Raw genomic sequence first — 18,273 nt, 5'->3', positions numbered from 1 at the left:
GTTCTATAAAAGAAAAATAAAATCTATTCTACTTTTTTTTGCTTGGTTGCGCTATAATAAGCGTGTTGAGGAAATTCGAATTCCTGTTTTTTTATTGATGTTTTGTGATGTTTTTGTTACACTAAACAAGGAATTCATGAAATGAAAGAAAGGTGTGATTGTATGGCAGAAAAAGCTTATGATGGTAGTAGTATACAAATTCTTGATGGCCTTGAAGCTGTACGTAAGCGTCCGGGGATGTATATTGGTTCTACGGATGGCAGAGGACTTCATCATCTCGTTTGGGAAATTGTCGATAATTCTATCGATGAGGCCTTAAATGGACATGGTGATACAATTAAGATTACCATAGAAAAAGATAATGTAATTTGTGTAGAGGATAGTGGACGAGGTATGCCGGTAGATATGCATGCTAGTGGCGTTCCTGCAGTACAGGTTATTTATACAATACTACATGCGGGTGGTAAATTTTCCAGTGATGGAGGATATAAGACAAGCGGTGGTTTACATGGTGTAGGCGCCAGTGTTGTAAATGCGTTATCACAATGGGTAGAAGTCACAGTATATCGTGATGGAAAAATATATCAGATTAAATTTGAAGATGGCGGTAAGAAAACAAGTAAGTTAGAAGTGATTGGAAAAACAAATCGTACAGGAAGTAAGGTGCGTTTTTTAGCAGATAAACGTATTTTTTCTACGACATCCTATTCTTATTCACAAATCGCAGAACGTGCACAAGAAGATGCATTCTTATTGGAAGGCTTACGCTTGGTAGTAAAAGATGAACGTGATGGAAAAGAACGAGAAGAAACATATCATTATGAAAATGGTTTAGTTGCGTTTATGGAATATCTTCACGATGATAAACAAACTTTCCATAAACCAGTTTCCTTCAGTGGGAATGTGAATGATATTAAAGTGGATTGTGCATTTCAATATACGGATGAATACCAAGAGAATATTTTCTCTTTCGTTAATATTGTGCGTACCAATGATGGTGGGACACATGAAACAGGTGCTCGTAATGCATTTACGAAAGTGTTCAATGATTATGCAAGAAGAAATGGCATATTAAAGGAAAAAGATAAGAATTTTGAAGGTAGTGATGTTCGTGAAGGATTAACGATCATTTTATCGTTGGGTATTCCTGAAAACTTATTGCAGTTTGAAGGACAAACCAAAGGAAAACTTGGAACACCAGAAGCAAAAAATGCGGTGGATCAAGTCATCGCGGAAAAATTGAACTTCTTTTTAGAAGAAAACAAAGATTTGGCGATTACATTGATTAAGAAGATGCAAAGAGCATCCACGGCTCGTGAGGCAGCTCGTAAAGCACGTGAAGATGCACGTAAAGGAAAGACCAAAGGAAAGAGTGAAAAGATTCTTTCTGGTAAATTAGCAAGTGCACAGTCCAAAGATGCACGTAAAAAAGAATTGTACTTAGTCGAAGGTGATTCTGCCGGTGGTAGTGCGAAACAGGGAAGAGACTCTCGTTATCAAGCAATCCTACCTTTACGAGGAAAAGTATTGAATACAGAAAAAGCAAGTATTGCGAGTATTGAAAAGAACGAAGAATTAAATACAATCATACATGCTTTGGGTGCTGGAGTAGGTGCGAACTTTCATGCGGAAGATTCCAACTATCATAAAGTCATCATCATGACCGATGCCGATACCGATGGAGCACATATTCAAACATTGTTATTAACATTCTTCTATCGCTATATGCGTGAATTGATTGAAGCGGGTATGGTGTATATCGCATTACCTCCTTTGTATAAGCTTCAAAAAGGAAAAGAAATGCAATATGCTTGGAGCGACGATGAATTGAATGAAGTTCGTAAGACTTTCCCAAAAGGATACAACTTACAACGTTATAAAGGTCTTGGTGAAATGAATGCAGATCAACTTTGGGATACAACCATGTGCCCAGAAACTAGAACATTGATTCAAGTAACCATCGAAGATGCAGTCGTGGCAGAACGACGTGTATCTGTATTGATGGGGGATAAAGCAGAACTTCGCCGTGATTGGATTGAAGCAAATGTTTCGTTCACGTTGGAAGAAAATTTTGAAGCGGAGGCGAAATGATGAAGAAAAAAGAAGAAACACCTATTGTAAATCATGCAAGTATCATTCAAACTCCTCTTGAAGAGATTATGGGGACACGTTTTGGAAGTTATTCAAAATACATTATTCAAGATCGTGCACTTCCGGATGCACGTGATGGATTAAAACCAGTACAAAGAAGAATTTTATATGCGATGTATCGCGATGGGAATACATGGGATAAAGCATATCGTAAATCTGCTAAGACCGTAGGTTTGGTTATCGGTAACTATCATCCTCATGGAGATAGTTCCGTTTATGATGCCATGGTACGTATGTCTCAGGATTGGAAAATACGCCATCCTCAGATTGATATGCAAGGGAATAATGGGTCTATCGATGATGATCCAGCTGCAGCAATGCGTTATACCGAAGCTCGTTTAGGAAAGATAAGTGAATACTTATTACGTGATATTGATGCAGATACGGTAACTTGGTCCTTAAACTTTGATGATACAGAATTAGAACCTACGGTATTACCAGCAAGTTATCCTAATTTATTGGTGAATGGGATTACTGGAATTGCGGCAGGATATGCGACAAACATTCCTCCTCACAATTTAAGTGAATCCATTGATGCGGCGATTTATCGTATTCAATACCCAAATAGTACATTAGAGGAATTGATGGAATACATTCAAGGCCCTGATTTTCCAACAGGTGGAATCGTACAAGGAATTGATGGTATTAAAGAAGCTTTCCAAAGTGGTAAAGGGCGTATCATGGTACGTAGTAAAGTAACCATTGAACAAACCAAAACAATTCAACAAATTGTTGTACATGAAATACCATATGAAGTAGTAAAAAGTAACATGGTTAAGAAAATCGATGATGTTCGTTTGAATAAGAAGATTGATGGTATTCTAGATGTTCGTGATGAAAGTGATCGTAATGGATTGCGTGTTGTTGTGGATATCAAGAAAGATGCGGATGCACAACTCATCTTAAACTTCTTATATAAAAATACGGATCTACAAGTATCTTATAATTATAATGTTGTGGCAATTGTAAATAAACGTCCGATACAAATGGGGCTTATTCCAATGTTGGATGCATTTATTGCACACCGTCATGAAGTGATTGAAAAAAGAAGTCGTTTTGAATTACATAAGAAAGAAAAGCGTTGTCATATCTTAGATGGTTTGATTAAGGCAGTCTCTGTCTTGGATGAAATCATTCGCTTGATTCGTGCTTCAAAAGATAAAGCAGATTCTAAGAGTAAAATTATGGAAGCTTTTGGTTTTAGCGATGAACAAGCAGAAGCTATCGTAACGATGCGTTTATATCGTTTATCTTCTACGGATATTACACAACTTCGTGAAGAAGATGAAACGTTAAAGAAAGAAATAGCGCAATTAAAAAATATTTTAGAAGACCCTAAAACACTTCGCAAAGTAATTGTAAGTGAGTTGAAGAATGTACAAAAACTATTCCCAACTCCTAGACTTACTTCCATCGAACATGAGATCGAAGAAATTGTGATTGATAAGGTTGCGATGATCAACAATGAACAAGTTATGTTTACGATTTCTCGTGATGGCTATGTAAAACGTGTTTCTATGCGTAGCTATAATGCAGGTAGTGATACGATGACGGGTATTAAAGAAGGCGATCACTTGATTGGTTATGGGGAAGTCAATACCTTAGATAACATTATGTTCTTTACCAATCAAGGTACCTATGGATATACACCAGTATATGAAGTAGAAGAACAAAAATGGAAGGATATCGGCAGCCATATCAACTCCAATATCAAGATTACAGGGGATGAGAAAATCACAGATGCTTTTGTGGTGAATTCCTTTAAAACCAATGCATATATTATTTCTACCACTCGTTTAGGGTTGGTGAAAAAGACATTCGTTTCAGATTATGAAGTGTCTCGTAACAACAAAACCATGAGCAATATGAAACTATTGGATGGAGATGAAGTTGTGAGCACCTTCGTTGGATATGATGGAGATGAAATTCTAATCGCAACTAAGAATGGATATGTATCTCGATATCCTATCTCTCTTATTCCATTAACATCCCCAAGAAGCAAGGGTGTTAAAGCAATCAAACTAGTAAGTGATACCGTAGCTAGTGCTTGTGTATATCGTGGTGATGCTAAACAACTGGTTGTGTTTAGTGATAATTGTGCACTTAAACGTTTAAAGATGAGTGATATTGAAATTACAGGACGTCCTACAAAGGGAAATATGATCTGTAAGAAAGTAAAATCAAAACCATATATGATAGAGAAGATTGAAATGTATGATTTGAATGATGAAATTATCGTTGCAAATGGAGACGTTCATAAGATTGTGTCTAAGGATATTGCGTTGATGAGTAAGGATGCGACCTTCTCAACACCAATCCCGGCAATACAAGATTTCTACACATTACAAAAACTTTCATATATCGAACAAATCGAAAAAACACAAGAAGAAGTAGCGGTTATAGAAAAAGAAGTAGAAGAGGAATTTGAAGAATTTACATTGTTTGAATAAGACAGGAGAAATCCTGTTTTTTTCTAATGAAAACATTAGGAAAGAAGAATGTTGCGTGATATAATGAAACACAAGAAATAAAAGATTAACGACAAAGGAAGGTGTAGTCAATGAATTGTGAAACCATTCGTACTATAGTAGATAATAAACAAAAACAACTACAATCCATGAAAGTAATTTCTAATAGATATTCTCTTATACGAGCATGTTTGTTGGTAGCAAGTGCTTTTTGTTTGTATTATGGATATGAAAAGAATACCTGGTTCTATATCCTTATGGTAATGGGGATAGTTTTGTTTTTCTGGTTTGTAAGATTGCATATGAAACTACGAAAAGAAATAGAATTATTAGAATGTACGATAGATTGCTATGAAGATATTGAAAAGCGTAAGTCAGATGGCTGGAAGTCTTTTCAAGATCAAGGAAGTGAGTTTTTATCGGATGCTTATACACAAGCATATGACTTAGATATTTTTGGAAATGCATCTTTGTTTCAATATGTAAGTGTAGCGAAAAGTGTGGCAGGTAGAGCTTATCTTGCGTCTTTATTATCTTGTGCTAAACAAGAAGAACAACAAATCATAAGAAGACAAAACGCAATTAAGGAATTGATTGATCATGAAGAATTTAGTATGTGTTTAACTTCTTTATTAAAGTTGTTTGAACTGCATGGAAGAAAGAAAAAGAAAGCCTCTTTAGAAGCCTTCTATCAATATATGGAAAGTGAACAAAAGACCTACCCTAGATTTGTTCGCTATCTCATTACGTTGTTTCCACTACTTACCATAAGCGCTTTGTTGTATGCAATGGTATTAAATGGTTCTTATGTGTATGTCTTAATATGTGGAACATTGTCTATTTCCTTGGCATTATTAAGTGTACTATTTAACACATCTTCTTTTCAAGATGTCAACTACCTAGCAAATACCTTACATGATTATGAACGTATGTTTCAAATGATTTGTCAAAGTGAATTTGTAGGGGATGAGTTACAAGAATTAAAGCGCACACTCCAACAAGCTCCTCATGCAATACGTAAATTACAACACATTATGACTGGGATTCAGTTTCGTAATGATGGAATCATGTTTATGTTTATGAATGCATTTTTCTTAATCGACTTTCAATGTGTGAATGCATTGGTAAAGTGGAAGAAAGCGTATGGTTCTAATATACGTCAATGGATGGATGCGTTAGGGAAGTTAGAAGCATATGTATCCTTGGCACAACTGTCTTATGCAAAAGACACTATGTGTTGGCCTCAATATAGTTCTCAAACAACACCACACATTGAAATGCATTCCTTATATCATCCTCTTCTTGTACAAGATAGTGCAGTTGCGAATGATTTTGATGCGAATAGTAAAACCTATATTATTACGGGTTCCAATATGTCAGGGAAAACAACATTCCTTAGAACCATTGGTTTAAATATGGTGCTTTTCCATGCTGGTGCACAAGTATGTGCAACTTCCTTTCAAGCCAATAGCATGCACGTATTTACATCGATGCGTATCAAAGACGATGTGAGTGAGGGGATATCTACGTTCTATGCAGAGATTCTTCGTATCAAATCGATGATAGAAGAAAGCAAAAGAAAAGAGCCTATGGTTGTGTTAATTGATGAGATATTCAAAGGTACCAATAGTGCCGATCGAATTATTTGTGCTCAAGAAGTGTTAAAGCATTTACATTTACCATGGGTGATTTCTTTGGTATCTACGCATGATTTTGAATTATGTACACTTCGTTTTAAAGAAGAAGAAAATGTAGAGAATTATCATTTTGAAGAACATTATGAAGATGGAAAAGTTTGTTTTGATTATTGTATTAAAAAAGATCGTTGTACAACCACCAATGCACAAGCTTTGATGGAAATGGCAGGTATACAGTTTGAACATTAGTAAATCAAGAAGAAAAGCGCTCTAGGGCGCTTTTTGTTAGCTTATAACGTTGTGAAATGAAGTTTTGCGTATTGTATCGCAATGATTGTTTTTGCGTCTGTAATCTCACCAGATTCAACTTTTTGATAGGCTTCTTCTACATCGATCCAAATGATTTCGATATCTTCATCTTCATCCATCGGTAATGGATGTTCTACTTTTATTAGTTCATTGCACCAATATAAATATAATTTCTCATTACAAAATCCAGGGGTTGAATATACTGGCGCTAAAGTGTGCAAGGTATTTGTAGTATAACCACTTTCTTCTTCTAGTTCACGTAATGCACTATCGTAAGGAACTTCGCCTTGTTCTAGTTTACCTGCAGGGATTTCAATCGTTTCTTCTTGAATTGCGTAACGATATTGTTTCACAAATAATAATTTATCATTTTGTATAGCAAGAATTCCTACACCACCATTATGATGTACAATATCTCGTTGATACGTTGTTCCTTTGATATCCACTTCATCTTTTGTTACTTTGAAGATAACTCCATCATATACGGGAGTGCTTTTCTTTTGTTCCATAACGATCACCTCATGGCACCATTATACACAAGATGTGTACAGAATTCTATACGCTCGCTTGAATTCCATCCGCAATCGCTTTTGCGATATTTGCTTGACCTAGTTCACTGGACATATACGCAACATCATCGCTATCGCTCATAAACCCGATTTCTAATAATAAGGCAGGTATGCTATTCTTATCTATTACATAAAGGCTAGAATCACTGGTACTCTTTAATCCGCGATCTTGTGTATAAGAAAGGGAAGTCAGGTTATTGGATATCTCTTGTGCGATGTTTAAGATGGTACTATCACTATAATCTACATAGGTTTCAAAACCATAGGCGCCATCATTGTAGTTGTCGCTTGAATTTGTATGTATAGAAATAAAGTAGGCTGCATCTTTGTTTTCTGCGATTGCGACACGAGTACTTAAATCATCAAGATTATCATCGCTCCATGATACTTCATCACTTTCTCTTGTATAGATGACATCATATCCTGCTTCTTCTAACAAAAATCCAACTTGTAATGAAATGGAGAGGGTAATATCTTTTTCAAGTATGCCATCTGCACTAATGCTTCCACTGTCATACCCACCATGTCCTGCATCAATCACAATGCGTTTGCTTGTGTCTTCTTGTAGAAGTGTGGATACAGTGTTTGCATTTGTTTCATCATGTGTCGCGATGGACTCGATAATGGAAGTTGAATTCTTGTGTACAATAGGGATCATTAGCATACATAAGAAGATGCATAGACCCAATACGTTTCTTTTCTTTTTCATAAGTTTACCTCTTTTTCAAGTACATAATAACGAATGTATATGATGTGTCTTTGTGTGCTTTGTGAAGTTTTTATGAACGTTTCTACAATTCTCATTCATAGAACATAAGGTAGTGTTCATACTAAATGCGAAGGAGTGATGATATGAATAATAAAAATATAAAGGATACTGCCATGAAACATGCGCCAAAATCACATAAGCTAAAAAACACACTGGTTGCTTTTGTGAGTGGTGGTACATTGGCTATTGCGGCACAATTGTTGTTTCTTGTGTACAATGAAGTGTTGAATGTTGATAAGGATTCTGCTGTTTCCATGACGATAGTGACCATTATCATAATTGCATCCTTACTTACAGGATTGGGATTGTATGATAAGGCAGCACAAACTTGTGGAGCAGGTTTATTTGTGCCAATCTCTGGATTTGCGAATAGTTTAACTTCTTGCGCTTTGGAAGGGAAAAGTGAAGGATTGATTTATGGAATCGGTGGAAATATGTTTAAGCTTGCGGGTTCTGTATTGACCTATGGGATAAGTTCGGCATTTGTATTTGGGATGATTCGTTTCTTATTGTTTGGTGCGTAATTATGACAACGATAAACTTTAAACATGTATATGTAGACGCAAGAGCGACTGCAGTGGGTCCTCTTGAAAAACAAGGGCCACTTGGGAATTTTTTTGACTTCGATCATGCGGATAATTATTGTGGATGTGATACGTTTGAAAAAGCAGAACGACATCTGATTTCTGAAGCATGTGATTGTGCAATACGTAAAGCTCAGTTAAAGTTAGACGATATTGATTTGGTTGTTGGTGGAGATTTGATTAACCAATTAACAAGTTCTAATTATTTCGCAAAGGATTTGAATATTCCTTTTTTGGGAATGTATGGAGCGTGTTCTAATTCTTCTCTTGTAATTGGACAAGCTGCTTTGTGGGTAGAACATAAACTCGTAAAGCGAACGATGGCATTTACTAGTTCTCATACAGGAAGTGCAGAACGACAATTTCGTTATCCTAATGAATATGGTGTACAAAAGAAAGAAACCACTACCTTAACAGTAACAGGAGCAGGTGCAATTATTTTGTCGAATCAAAAAAGCAAGATTAAAGTCACCGCCTTTACACCTGGTAAGATTGTGGATTGGGGGCATAAAGATGCGAATGACATGGGATTAGCAATGGCTCCGGCTGCGTATGATACGTTGTTAACGCATTTTAAGGATACAAAGCGCTCGTTTGAGGATTATGACATCATCGCGACTGGTGACCTATCGAAAATAGGGTATTCTTTTTTGGTGGATTTGTTACAGCAAGATGGTTTCGAACTTGATAACAAACTTCAAGATTGTGGACTCATGATATACGATATTGTAAAACAAGATGTATTTTGTGGAGGAAGTGGATGCGGTTGTAGTATGTGTGTAACAATGACAAAATTATTTGACATGTTGGAAAAGGGTGAGTGTAAACGTATTTTAGTACTTGCGACAGGAGCGCTTTTATCTCCAGTTGCCATTCAACAAAAAGGTACAATACCATGCATTTCTCATGGTGTCGTCTATGAAAGGAATGATGATTTATGATTTTTTTGAATGCATTCATTGTATGTGGTTCCATTTGTGCAATTGGTCAATTCATCTATGACCATAGCAAATGGACGGCAGGTCATATTACATCATTGTTTGTTGTTATAGGTGCTGGATTAGATGCGTTTGGATTATATGATCGTTTAATAGAATTTGCAGGTATGGGAGCTTCAATTCCAATTACAAGCTTTGGACATTCTTTAATTCATGGAGCACTTGCGAAAGCACAAAGCGATGGAATCTTAGGTATTTTACTTGGTATGTTTGATCTAACTGCTGCGGGTATCACCAGTGCTATCTTGTTCGCATTCCTAATTGCACTTGTGTGCAAACCTAAATCATGAGTACACTTGAACAACGCCTTTTTGAAATCCAACGTAAATTATCAAAATCCTTTGATATTGTATATCGACATTTAACCATTCACAAAGAAGATGCTTATTTAATATTTTTATCATCTTTAACAGATAGCAAGCTCATCGCATCCTTGGTAGAAGGGTTTGTGATTACGGCAGGGAATCACTTAACACTAACGTTTTATCCAGGGGCTGTGGATCGTGTAGAAGACGAGACAAAAGCGATTACCAATATGTTGAGTGGTCAATGTATGGTGTTATTAGAAAATAGTCCAACCTATTATTGTATCGAGACGAGAAGTTATCCCTCAAGACAAAGCAGTGAACCAAGTGTTGAAAAAAGTGTTCGAGGTGCTAGGGATGGCTTCGTAGAGAACATTATCTTTAATATAGGTCTTTTACGAAGAAGAATTCGTGATCCAAGACTAACCATTGTGATGAATCGAGAAGGTGTAAAAACGCGTACAGATGTTGCGTATGTATACATCGAACATCTAGTAGATCCTGATATACTAGCAGATTTTGAACATCGCTTACGTCAACTACCAGATACTGAAATTTTAAGTGAGCGAAACTTATGTGAGGGATTGTATGGAAAAACATGGAATCCATACCCTCATGTACGCTACAGTGAACGACCTGATATATGTTCTATTCACTTACTACAAGGCTACTTGATAGTCATCGTGGACAACTCACCATCGGCACTTATTCTACCTACAACTTTTTTTGAACAGACGAAACAAATAGAGGAGTACACACAAACCACACTCGTAGCATTCTTTACTCGTTTTATACGCTTGATAGGAATTTTATTTTCTTTATATTTACTTCCATTATGGGTGGCGCTGATTGTAGATAAGAATCCGACGATGTTACACATTCCAATTACAGATGTGAACATTTATGAATTTGGTTTTCAATTGATCTTCGCAGATATTGTGGTGGAATGGATTCGTCAGTCCTTGATTCATACACCTACAATGATATCAAGCATCATGAGTTTTGTGGCAGTGTTTGTGTTAGGGGATATGGCAATCGGGCTAGGGGCTTATACTGAAGAAGTTTTAATTATGATTGCCTTAAGCAATATAGGGAATTTATTAACACCTTCTTATGAGCTATCTCTTGCGAATAAAATATTTCGCATTGGGATTACAATCTTAGCGTTAGTTTTTGGGATGAGTGGTTTCTGTGTAGGGGTATTGCTGCATTTCATTGTCTTATTATCAACGAAAACAATGAAATATCCATACCTATATCCTTTGATACCATTTTCCTATAAGGAGTTTAAAAGAATGTGGGTGGGTTCACCAATTAAAATTAAAAAGGATAAAAGTGCGTAAGCACTTTTTCTGTTATAATAAGTTCAAGAGGTGAAATTATGGAACTAACTTTAGCAACCTTACAAGATGAACAACTTGCATATGATTTCGTTTGCGAACTAGAAGAACAAGATTTTTCAAGAGAAGTATTTCATAATGCATGGATAAAATCCATGGAAGATGATACTATTCAACATTATTTTTTAAAGGTAGATAATGATTTTGTAGGATTTTGTAGTTTACGTCGAGTATATCATTTGCATCATTGTGCAAAAGTTGCGCAGATTGAGGAGTTTATTGTGCGTAAGGAATATCGATGTCTTGGATATGCTAGTAAGATGTTTTCTTATGTAAAAGAAATGGCATTAAAAGAGAGTTGTATTATGATAGAATTATCAAGTTCTAATAAAAGAGTACAAGCACATGCATTTTATGAGTCGCAAGGAATGAAAGCTCGACATCTTAAGTTTACCTATCTGTTCAAATAAAAAAATCTACTCATTATTAAGAAATTTTGTTATAATACTCTTTGTGAGGTGATGACATGGCATTTACAATTACAATTGATCAGTTTGAAGGACCCCTAGATTTGATGCTTCATTTGATTAAAGATAACAAATTGGATTTGTTTGATTTGGATATGAATCTCCTTACAGAACAGTATCTACATTACCTAAATGCAATGGAATCCATGCATTTAGAAGTAGCAAGTGAATTTTTGTCTGAATTAGCTGGACTTATTGAATATAAAAGTAAAAAACTATTACCTAGAGAAAAAGTTGAAATTGAAGAAGAATATGAAGAAGATCAACGAGATCGTTTAGTGAAACGTTTGTTAGAGTATCAACGTTTTAAAGAAGTGAGTGCGGAGTTTGAAAAGAGTTATGAAGCACGCCAATTAATGATGGAAAAGCCAATGAGTGAAATTACACAGAAATGGATGAACACAACCATGGAAGGTGACCTAGAGGGGAATCCATACGATTTGATTAAGGCAATGAGTAAAGTTCTTAGAAGAGCGGCGCTTGCGCATCCTTTTGAAACAAAGATGACAGTAAAAGAATTATCACTTGATGAGCGTGTTGTACAAATCAAAAGTAGATTACGCGATTGGGTAGGTAAAATGAATTTTGAAGATTTGTGTACGGATTGTACAGATTTACATATGGTAATCGTAACCTTTTTATCAATTTTGGATTTGATTAAACATAAAGAAATTACCTTTCATATTGATGAAGAAGAAACAATATGGATCATAAGGGGAGAGGTTGTATATGCATAATTTGAAAAGTATTTTAGAGGGATTGCTGTTCTTGAGTGGGGATGAGGGATTGAGTAAAGAACAAATTCTTGGTTGTATGGATGAAGATGAACAAGTAGAACACATCGAAGATACATTAGATGAATTGATGAAAGATTATCTAGAAGATCATCATGGTATTGAGTTGGTTCGATTTGGTGGTATCTATAAGTTTGTTTCAAAAGAATGTGTTCATGAATATGCGGAACGGTTGTTTAGTTCTACAAAGATGTCTACCTTATCGAATGCAGCTATGGAGACGCTTGCAATCATCGCTTATAAACAACCAATTACACGTGTAGAAATCGAAGAAATACGTGGTGTTGGCTGTGATATGATGGTGCGTAAATTATTAGCACGTAGTTTAATTAAGGAATGTGGTAGAAGCGATGCTCCAGGTAGACCATTCTTATATGAAGTTACTGAAGAATTTATGGATACCTTTAAATTGGAGAGTTTAAAAGAATTGCCTGATTTACCTGATTATCATGAAAACATGGATGAAGAACTGTTCGAGGAATAGTTCTTTTTTGTAGAATTATAAAAAAAAGGGTGTGAAGGAAGAAAAATATACAAAACATTCCATAATTCTTCTATTTATTCCAAAAGAATTTACACAAGTATTATTTTCTTATATAGTATGGGTGTAACAAAGGTAATAAGTAGCTTGTAACAGGGAATGTCCATGAAATTGATGAGAGATATGACGTGATCATAAAAAGCGTACATATACAAGGTCAAGAACGTAATGGCACCTGTGAAAAGACAAAAGGGAACATGTAGTTAGGAACAAACATTGAGACTTATGCGTACGAAGATCATACAGGATATAAGGAAAATGGATAAGTTCAAAGATGTGGTTAGTACCTTTTGTAGTCGGTTTATCAGGAAAACAACGAGACTGGAAGATGCGAAGAATGTATTAAGAAAGGAAAGTTGTGAAAGAAACTAATGATAAATCGACAAATAGATGAGGAGCACATAATAGATGCTCCTTTTTTGCATGTTCTATTAAAATAAATCATATACTCCTGTAGGTGATGCAATTGAAAAAAATAATATGTGTGTTGTTGCTGTTTATGTTGCAGATGAGCACTGTCTATGCAGATTCTTATTGTGTTATTTCTAGTAAAGATAACACAGTCATCGATGAGAAAAATATGAATGAACCACAAAGTGTTGCGAGTATTTCTAAAATCATGACTGCAATCATTGCGATTGAACAAGGAAATCTAAAAGATACTTGGGTGTGTGGAGAAGAACTAAAACAGGCGTATGGTTCATTATTGTATCTAAAAGAAGGAGATAAAGTCTCGTTACAGAGTATGTTATACGGCTTGATGTTGCGAAGTGGAAATGATGCAGCTTTAGAAATTGCTGTACATATCGCAAAGAGTGAAGCATCATTTGTAAAATTGATGAATGAGAAGGCGCAAGAAATTGGGATGTTAAATACAGAGTTTCATAATGCAAGTGGATTGGATGAACAAGATGGAGGAAATATATCTACCGCATATGATATGGCATTATTGATGTCGTATGCGATGAAGAATGAAACATTTCGCACAATTACGAGTACGACCTATTACACCAATGAATCTGATTTGCGTTGGAAGAATAAGAATCGATTATTGTTTGAGTATCCATTTACAAATGGTGGAAAAACAGGGTATACAAAGAAAGCTGGAAGAACACTCGTAACAAGTGCTGCATATCAGGATACTGAAAGTATTGTAGTAACTTTAAAGACGGCTGATGATTTTGAATTTCACAAAGAAAAGCACCAAGAAACATTTTCTCAATATGATACGATTGTATTGCTAAAAAAGGGAACCTATCATTGTGATGGAAGGAAGTTTAAAATAGATCAAGATGTATGTGTAACAGTTAAAAAAGATGGAACTACCAAAATTGAAACAGCGATTCATGTAGAAAAGGGACAATTAATCGTTGAGGTACAAAAGAAGGGTCATGTAGATGTATACACATACAAAGAGAATAAAGATAAGAAGACTTCCTTGTTTGGGAGTGTACATTTATGAATCTAATTTGGTTGATTTTATTATTTGTCACGATATTGTATTGCTTGTTCACCGGGAATGTGAGTATTGTAAATGATGTATTCCTAAATGTTGGTAAAGAAACATTTGATTTTATTATCCCTTTATTGTGCGTGATGGTCTTTTGGAATGGAATCTTATATATTGCTAGAGAAGCTGGAATTATACGTATGATTGAAAAAGTGTTTCATCCATTGTTGAAGAAATTGTTTCCAGATATTGCACATGATGAAGAAACACTTGGGTATGTTGCGACCAATATTGTTGTGAACATGGTTGGTCTTGGTTCTGCAGCAACTCCTGCTGGTTTAAAGGCAATGGATGGAATGCAACGACACAATCAAACAAAAGATACAGCGACTAGATCTATGATTACCTTTTTAGTACTAAATACGGCAGGTGTTACCTTATTGTCTACTACACTTATTGCATTACGTGCCTCTTTTCATTCCTTGGATGTGACTGGATTTATGCCATATGCAATTATATCTACAATGTTTGCTAGTGTTGTGGGATTGGTGGTGGATAGGTGGTGGAATTATCGTGAGTAAAAGCGTGTATATTCTTCCCATTGTAGTATTGATTATCATTGGCGTAGCGATATATAAAAGGGTAAATGCATATCAAGCGTTTATCGCGGGTGTGAAAGATGGCATTGCTTTATTTATGGATGTATTTCCAGCCTTGTTGGCAATGATGTGTGCTATATCGTTGTTACGGGAAAGTGGATTGATGGAGTTGTTATGTTCCTTTATTGCACGCTTTGTTCGTGTGATTCCTGCTGAGATATGGCCAATGGTAGTGTTTCGTCCAATTTCAGGGAGTGCATCCTTGGCTGTATTGGTAGATATATTCAAAACAAGTGGGGTGGATTCTTTTGCAGGGAATATGGCAAGCATTATACAAGGTTCTACGGATACTACGGTATATGTGATTACGCTATATTTTTCTAGTGTGGGGATTAAAAAAATTAAAAATGCATTATCCATTGGGTTGATTGCGGATGTTGCAGGTATTACTATGGCAATTTTATTGACGATTATGTTTTTCTCATGAGGAGGAAATAATATGAAAGAAGCAACTCATAAATTATTTACGTCTTTTTATAAAGATAAAAGTCTTCAACAAACACAAGATTATATCGTATGTTTCTTTCGTTTTCATAGCTTAGAAGATTGTCCGTGTGCATATGAGGCACTACAAAAAGGGTTTGTGGTCTTTCTTGATTTAACTGGTATGCAAGAAGGAGATATCCTTCGTTTAAAAGATTATATGCAAGGGGTTTGTATATCCTTACATGCGCAAGTAAAAGAAATATGTGAAGACTATATCACATATTTTCCTCAAAGTTATCATCTACAAATCTTCGAAAGTTGAAAATAGTCTTTTACAAATACCCATCCTTCATGTAAAATACATATGAAGAAGAGGTGTCAGTATGGAACGATTACAGAAAGTAATGGCTGCGGCAGGAGTAGCATCACGCAGAAAAAGTGAAACTTTAATCACTGAAGGAAGAGTATGTGTGAATGGTGAAGTCATTACAGAACTTGGATATAAAGTAAAAAAAGGAGATGCGATCACAGTAGATGGCAATCCTATTGAAAAAGAAGTAAAAGTATACTACTTAATGAACAAACCAAAAAAGACGATGTGTACGAGCAATGATGAATTTGGACGTTCTACAGTCGTTGATATGGTGGTAGGTAAAGAAAGAATCTTTACAGTTGGTCGTTTGGATTATGATACGAGTGGAGTATTGTTGTTAACAAATGATGGAGAGTTTGCAAATGAAATCATCCATCCTCGTTATCACCTTCCTAAAGTGTATAATTTAACAATCAATGCAGTGTTAAAACCGGAAGATATTAAAAAAATAAAAGCGGGAATTGTACTTGATGATGGCGTAAAAACATTACCTGCAAAATTCAAACTTACAGAAAAAGATATTGCCAAAAATCAGTGTAGTTTTGATTTAACAATCTATGAAGGTAGAAATCGTCAAATCAAACGTATGATGGAAGCTTTAGGCTACGAAGTGAGAAGATTGCATCGTAAAGAACTTGCGTTTCTAACATGTAGTGATTTACGACAAGGAGAATACCGTACACTGAAACCTTTTGAAATAAAAAAATTGCGTGCATTGGCAATGAAAGGTGAAACTATACAATAACGGCAGTCGTTACTGACTGCTTTTTAAGTTGCAGTTCTAATTGAAATAAGTTATTATTAACGAGGTGATTTTTATGCAACAATATTTTATAGAAGAAATCGTGGAACAACAAAAACAAATCCATATGAATGAGGAACAATCTCATCATATCGCACATGTTATGCGTATGCGTGAACATGAACAAATACGCATCGTGGATAAGGATGCAAATATATACCTAGCAAGCGTACATTATGAAGGACGTGATGTTTTCGCATGTCTTATGGAATCGATTGTCGACACTACAAAGAATCCAATTCGTATTACCTTACTTCAAGGGATGATTAAAAAAGAAAAGTGGGATTTTCTTTTACAAAAAAGTGCAGAGCTTGGAGTTGATGAAATTGTTCCTTTCATAAGTTCTCGTACGGTTGTAAAAGCAAAGGAAGAACGCATGGACAAGAAGATGCAACGCTATCAAAAAATTCTTCAGGAGGCTTGTGAACAATGTAAACGTAGTACACTTGTACAATTACAAGAACCTATGGATATGAAGAAAGCTGCTGCTTATACAAGTGATTTGAATCTTATTGCATATGAAGATGCGGATATTCAAAGTGATAAATTATCAACTTTATTGAAACAAAACAAAGGAATTCAAAGTGTAACGATTGTCATTGGTAGTGAAGGTGGCTTTTCAAAAGAAGAAGTATCTACATTTGAAGCTTTAGGTTATAAACGTGTTTCTTTAGGATCTCGCATTTTACGCGCAGAGACAGCAGCAATTGCCTCTATTCATGCGCTATCCTTCTTTTATGAATTGGAAGGGGAAAACAAATGAAAACAGTATTTGAAATATTAAATAAAAAATACGATAGTACAATAACGAAACGAAAGAACATGAAAAAAACGTGGAAATCTATGATTGAAATGATGGAAGAGCGTTCTATCAAGGTTCCTGGTAATTCGGATACTGATTTCTTTCGATCTGAACTCATTGTACAAAGTATACATATTAAAGAAAAGTTTGAAGAAGTATTCTTGGATACTTATGTGAGTATGCATGATTATTGGTATGATTTAACGTATCAAGAACGTAAGAAACAGATGAATATCGAGATTGATAAATTAAAAAGCGAACTTCCTTTTTTTTCTTATGATTCTCAAGAAATCTATATGCCGTGTTTTGATGCTAAATTTAATCATTTATATACCGATGAGATTGTATTATTAGATCTAAAGCAATATCATACTTTTATAAGAACCTTTGCTTCGCAAGTGCTTTGTAATGTATATGGAGTATTGCCGTTTCAATATGGCTTTTCCAGTGCACGTGTAATCTTACAAAATGAATATGGTTTTGTCTTGTATCATAAGACAGTAAATCGTTTGTACGTATATCATAAGGATACCTTTGTAAAGGCACTATCTTTGTGTCCAGAGAAGTTACCGGAAAATGATGATGTTTTGATTTTGCTAGCAAAGGAACTACTTTTAGATAATGAAGACGTGCTGATTGATATTTTAATGGAGAGTACGTTAGTATCCAAACGTATGATAAAAAAGCTTCATAAGCTTAAAGCGAAGAAACGAAAACGTGTTCATAAAGAACAGAAAAAGAAAGAAAAGAAAAAGAAGAAGGAGTGATG

General features: G+C 35.3%; 19 protein-coding genes. 17 read left to right on the top strand and 2 right to left on the bottom strand.

Features of this window, described 5'->3' with window-relative positions:
- Positions 1 to 162 precede the first annotated feature (162 nt).
- The 3 genes from parE to ACWG42_RS07620 all read left to right on the top strand — a co-directional run bounded on the left by parE (position 163) and on the right by ACWG42_RS07620 (position 6,505).
- Entirely contained in the window at positions 163 to 2,091 is a 1,929-nt protein-coding gene (parE, locus tag ACWG42_RS07630) for a DNA topoisomerase IV subunit B (protein ID WP_455791317.1), read from the top strand.
- Positions 2,091 to 4,601: a DNA topoisomerase IV subunit A gene (gene parC / locus ACWG42_RS07625; RefSeq protein ID WP_455791315.1), complete on the top strand. Its 2,511-nt coding sequence runs from the start codon at positions 2,091 to 2,093 to the stop codon at positions 4,599 to 4,601. The genes parE and parC overlap by 1 nt, the downstream gene beginning before the upstream one ends.
- Before the next feature lie 110 nt (positions 4,602 to 4,711).
- The gene (locus ACWG42_RS07620) at positions 4,712 to 6,505 is read left to right on the top strand and encodes a MutS-related protein (RefSeq protein ID WP_455791313.1); all 1,794 of its coding nucleotides are present in this window, start codon (positions 4,712 to 4,714) and stop codon (positions 6,503 to 6,505) included.
- Positions 6,506 to 6,546: 41 nt separating this feature from the next.
- On the opposite strand, the gene ACWG42_RS07615 is transcribed toward ACWG42_RS07620, so the two are convergent.
- Both ACWG42_RS07615 and ACWG42_RS07610 read right to left on the bottom strand, forming a co-directional pair.
- Complete coding sequence (locus ACWG42_RS07615; protein ID WP_455791311.1) at positions 6,547 to 7,074, bottom strand: NUDIX hydrolase; 528 nt, start codon at positions 7,072 to 7,074, stop codon at positions 6,547 to 6,549.
- A gap of 46 nt (positions 7,075 to 7,120) precedes the next feature.
- Positions 7,121 to 7,843, bottom strand: coding sequence for an N-acetylmuramoyl-L-alanine amidase family protein (locus ACWG42_RS07610; protein ID WP_455791310.1), 723 nt, complete (start codon positions 7,841 to 7,843; stop codon positions 7,121 to 7,123).
- Positions 7,844 to 7,986: 143 nt separating this feature from the next.
- On the opposite strand from ACWG42_RS07610, the gene ACWG42_RS07605 reads away from it, so the two are divergent.
- From ACWG42_RS07605 to ACWG42_RS07540, 14 genes are all read left to right on the top strand, one after another.
- Positions 7,987 to 8,427, top strand: coding sequence for a SpoVA/SpoVAEb family sporulation membrane protein (locus ACWG42_RS07605; RefSeq protein WP_455791308.1), 441 nt, complete (start codon positions 7,987 to 7,989; stop codon positions 8,425 to 8,427).
- 2 nt (positions 8,428 to 8,429) lie between these two features.
- Complete coding sequence (spoVAD, locus tag ACWG42_RS07600) at positions 8,430 to 9,428, top strand: stage V sporulation protein AD (protein ID WP_455791306.1); 999 nt, start codon at positions 8,430 to 8,432, stop codon at positions 9,426 to 9,428.
- Entirely contained in the window at positions 9,425 to 9,775 is a 351-nt protein-coding gene (gene spoVAE / locus ACWG42_RS07595; protein ID WP_455791305.1) for a stage V sporulation protein AE, read from the top strand. Before spoVAD ends, spoVAE begins: the two co-directional genes overlap by 4 nt.
- Positions 9,772 to 11,133, top strand: coding sequence for a spore germination protein (locus ACWG42_RS07590; protein WP_455791304.1), 1,362 nt, complete (start codon positions 9,772 to 9,774; stop codon positions 11,131 to 11,133). The genes spoVAE and ACWG42_RS07590 overlap by 4 nt, the downstream gene beginning before the upstream one ends.
- 38 nt (positions 11,134 to 11,171) lie before the next feature.
- Positions 11,172 to 11,600 (top strand): GNAT family N-acetyltransferase, encoded by a 429-nt coding sequence (locus ACWG42_RS07585; RefSeq protein WP_455791303.1) that lies wholly within the window; start codon positions 11,172 to 11,174, stop codon positions 11,598 to 11,600.
- 56 nt (positions 11,601 to 11,656) lie between these two features.
- Complete coding sequence (locus ACWG42_RS07580; protein ID WP_455791302.1) at positions 11,657 to 12,394, top strand: segregation and condensation protein A; 738 nt, start codon at positions 11,657 to 11,659, stop codon at positions 12,392 to 12,394.
- On the top strand, positions 12,387 to 12,935 hold the full coding sequence (scpB, locus tag ACWG42_RS07575; RefSeq protein WP_455791301.1) for an SMC-Scp complex subunit ScpB: 549 nt from the start codon (positions 12,387 to 12,389) through the stop codon (positions 12,933 to 12,935). The genes ACWG42_RS07580 and scpB overlap by 8 nt, the downstream gene beginning before the upstream one ends.
- 517 nt (positions 12,936 to 13,452) lie before the next feature.
- Complete coding sequence (locus ACWG42_RS07570) at positions 13,453 to 14,454, top strand: D-alanyl-D-alanine carboxypeptidase family protein (RefSeq protein ID WP_455791300.1); 1,002 nt, start codon at positions 13,453 to 13,455, stop codon at positions 14,452 to 14,454.
- Complete coding sequence (locus tag ACWG42_RS07565; protein ID WP_455791298.1) at positions 14,451 to 15,023, top strand: nucleoside recognition domain-containing protein; 573 nt, start codon at positions 14,451 to 14,453, stop codon at positions 15,021 to 15,023. Before ACWG42_RS07570 ends, ACWG42_RS07565 begins: the two co-directional genes overlap by 4 nt.
- Positions 15,016 to 15,528 (top strand): spore maturation protein, encoded by a 513-nt coding sequence (locus tag ACWG42_RS07560; protein WP_455791297.1) that lies wholly within the window; start codon positions 15,016 to 15,018, stop codon positions 15,526 to 15,528. The genes ACWG42_RS07565 and ACWG42_RS07560 overlap by 8 nt, the downstream gene beginning before the upstream one ends.
- A gap of 12 nt (positions 15,529 to 15,540) precedes the next feature.
- Positions 15,541 to 15,849: a cell division protein SepF gene (locus tag ACWG42_RS07555; RefSeq protein ID WP_455791296.1), complete on the top strand. Its 309-nt coding sequence runs from the start codon at positions 15,541 to 15,543 to the stop codon at positions 15,847 to 15,849.
- A gap of 61 nt (positions 15,850 to 15,910) precedes the next feature.
- Complete coding sequence (locus ACWG42_RS07550; protein WP_455791295.1) at positions 15,911 to 16,645, top strand: pseudouridine synthase; 735 nt, start codon at positions 15,911 to 15,913, stop codon at positions 16,643 to 16,645.
- A 73-nt stretch (positions 16,646 to 16,718) separates the two neighbouring features.
- Complete coding sequence (locus ACWG42_RS07545) at positions 16,719 to 17,465, top strand: 16S rRNA (uracil(1498)-N(3))-methyltransferase (protein ID WP_455791294.1); 747 nt, start codon at positions 16,719 to 16,721, stop codon at positions 17,463 to 17,465.
- 59 nt (positions 17,466 to 17,524) lie between these two features.
- Positions 17,525 to 18,271 (top strand): hypothetical protein, encoded by a 747-nt coding sequence (locus ACWG42_RS07540; protein ID WP_455791293.1) that lies wholly within the window; start codon positions 17,525 to 17,527, stop codon positions 18,269 to 18,271.
- Positions 18,272 to 18,273: the final 2 nt, after the last annotated feature.

This window comes from Amedibacillus sp. YH-ame10 (assembly GCF_053848885.1).
Note: the sequence above shows the minus strand (reverse complement) of the source record. Positions and strands in the feature narration are given on the sequence as shown.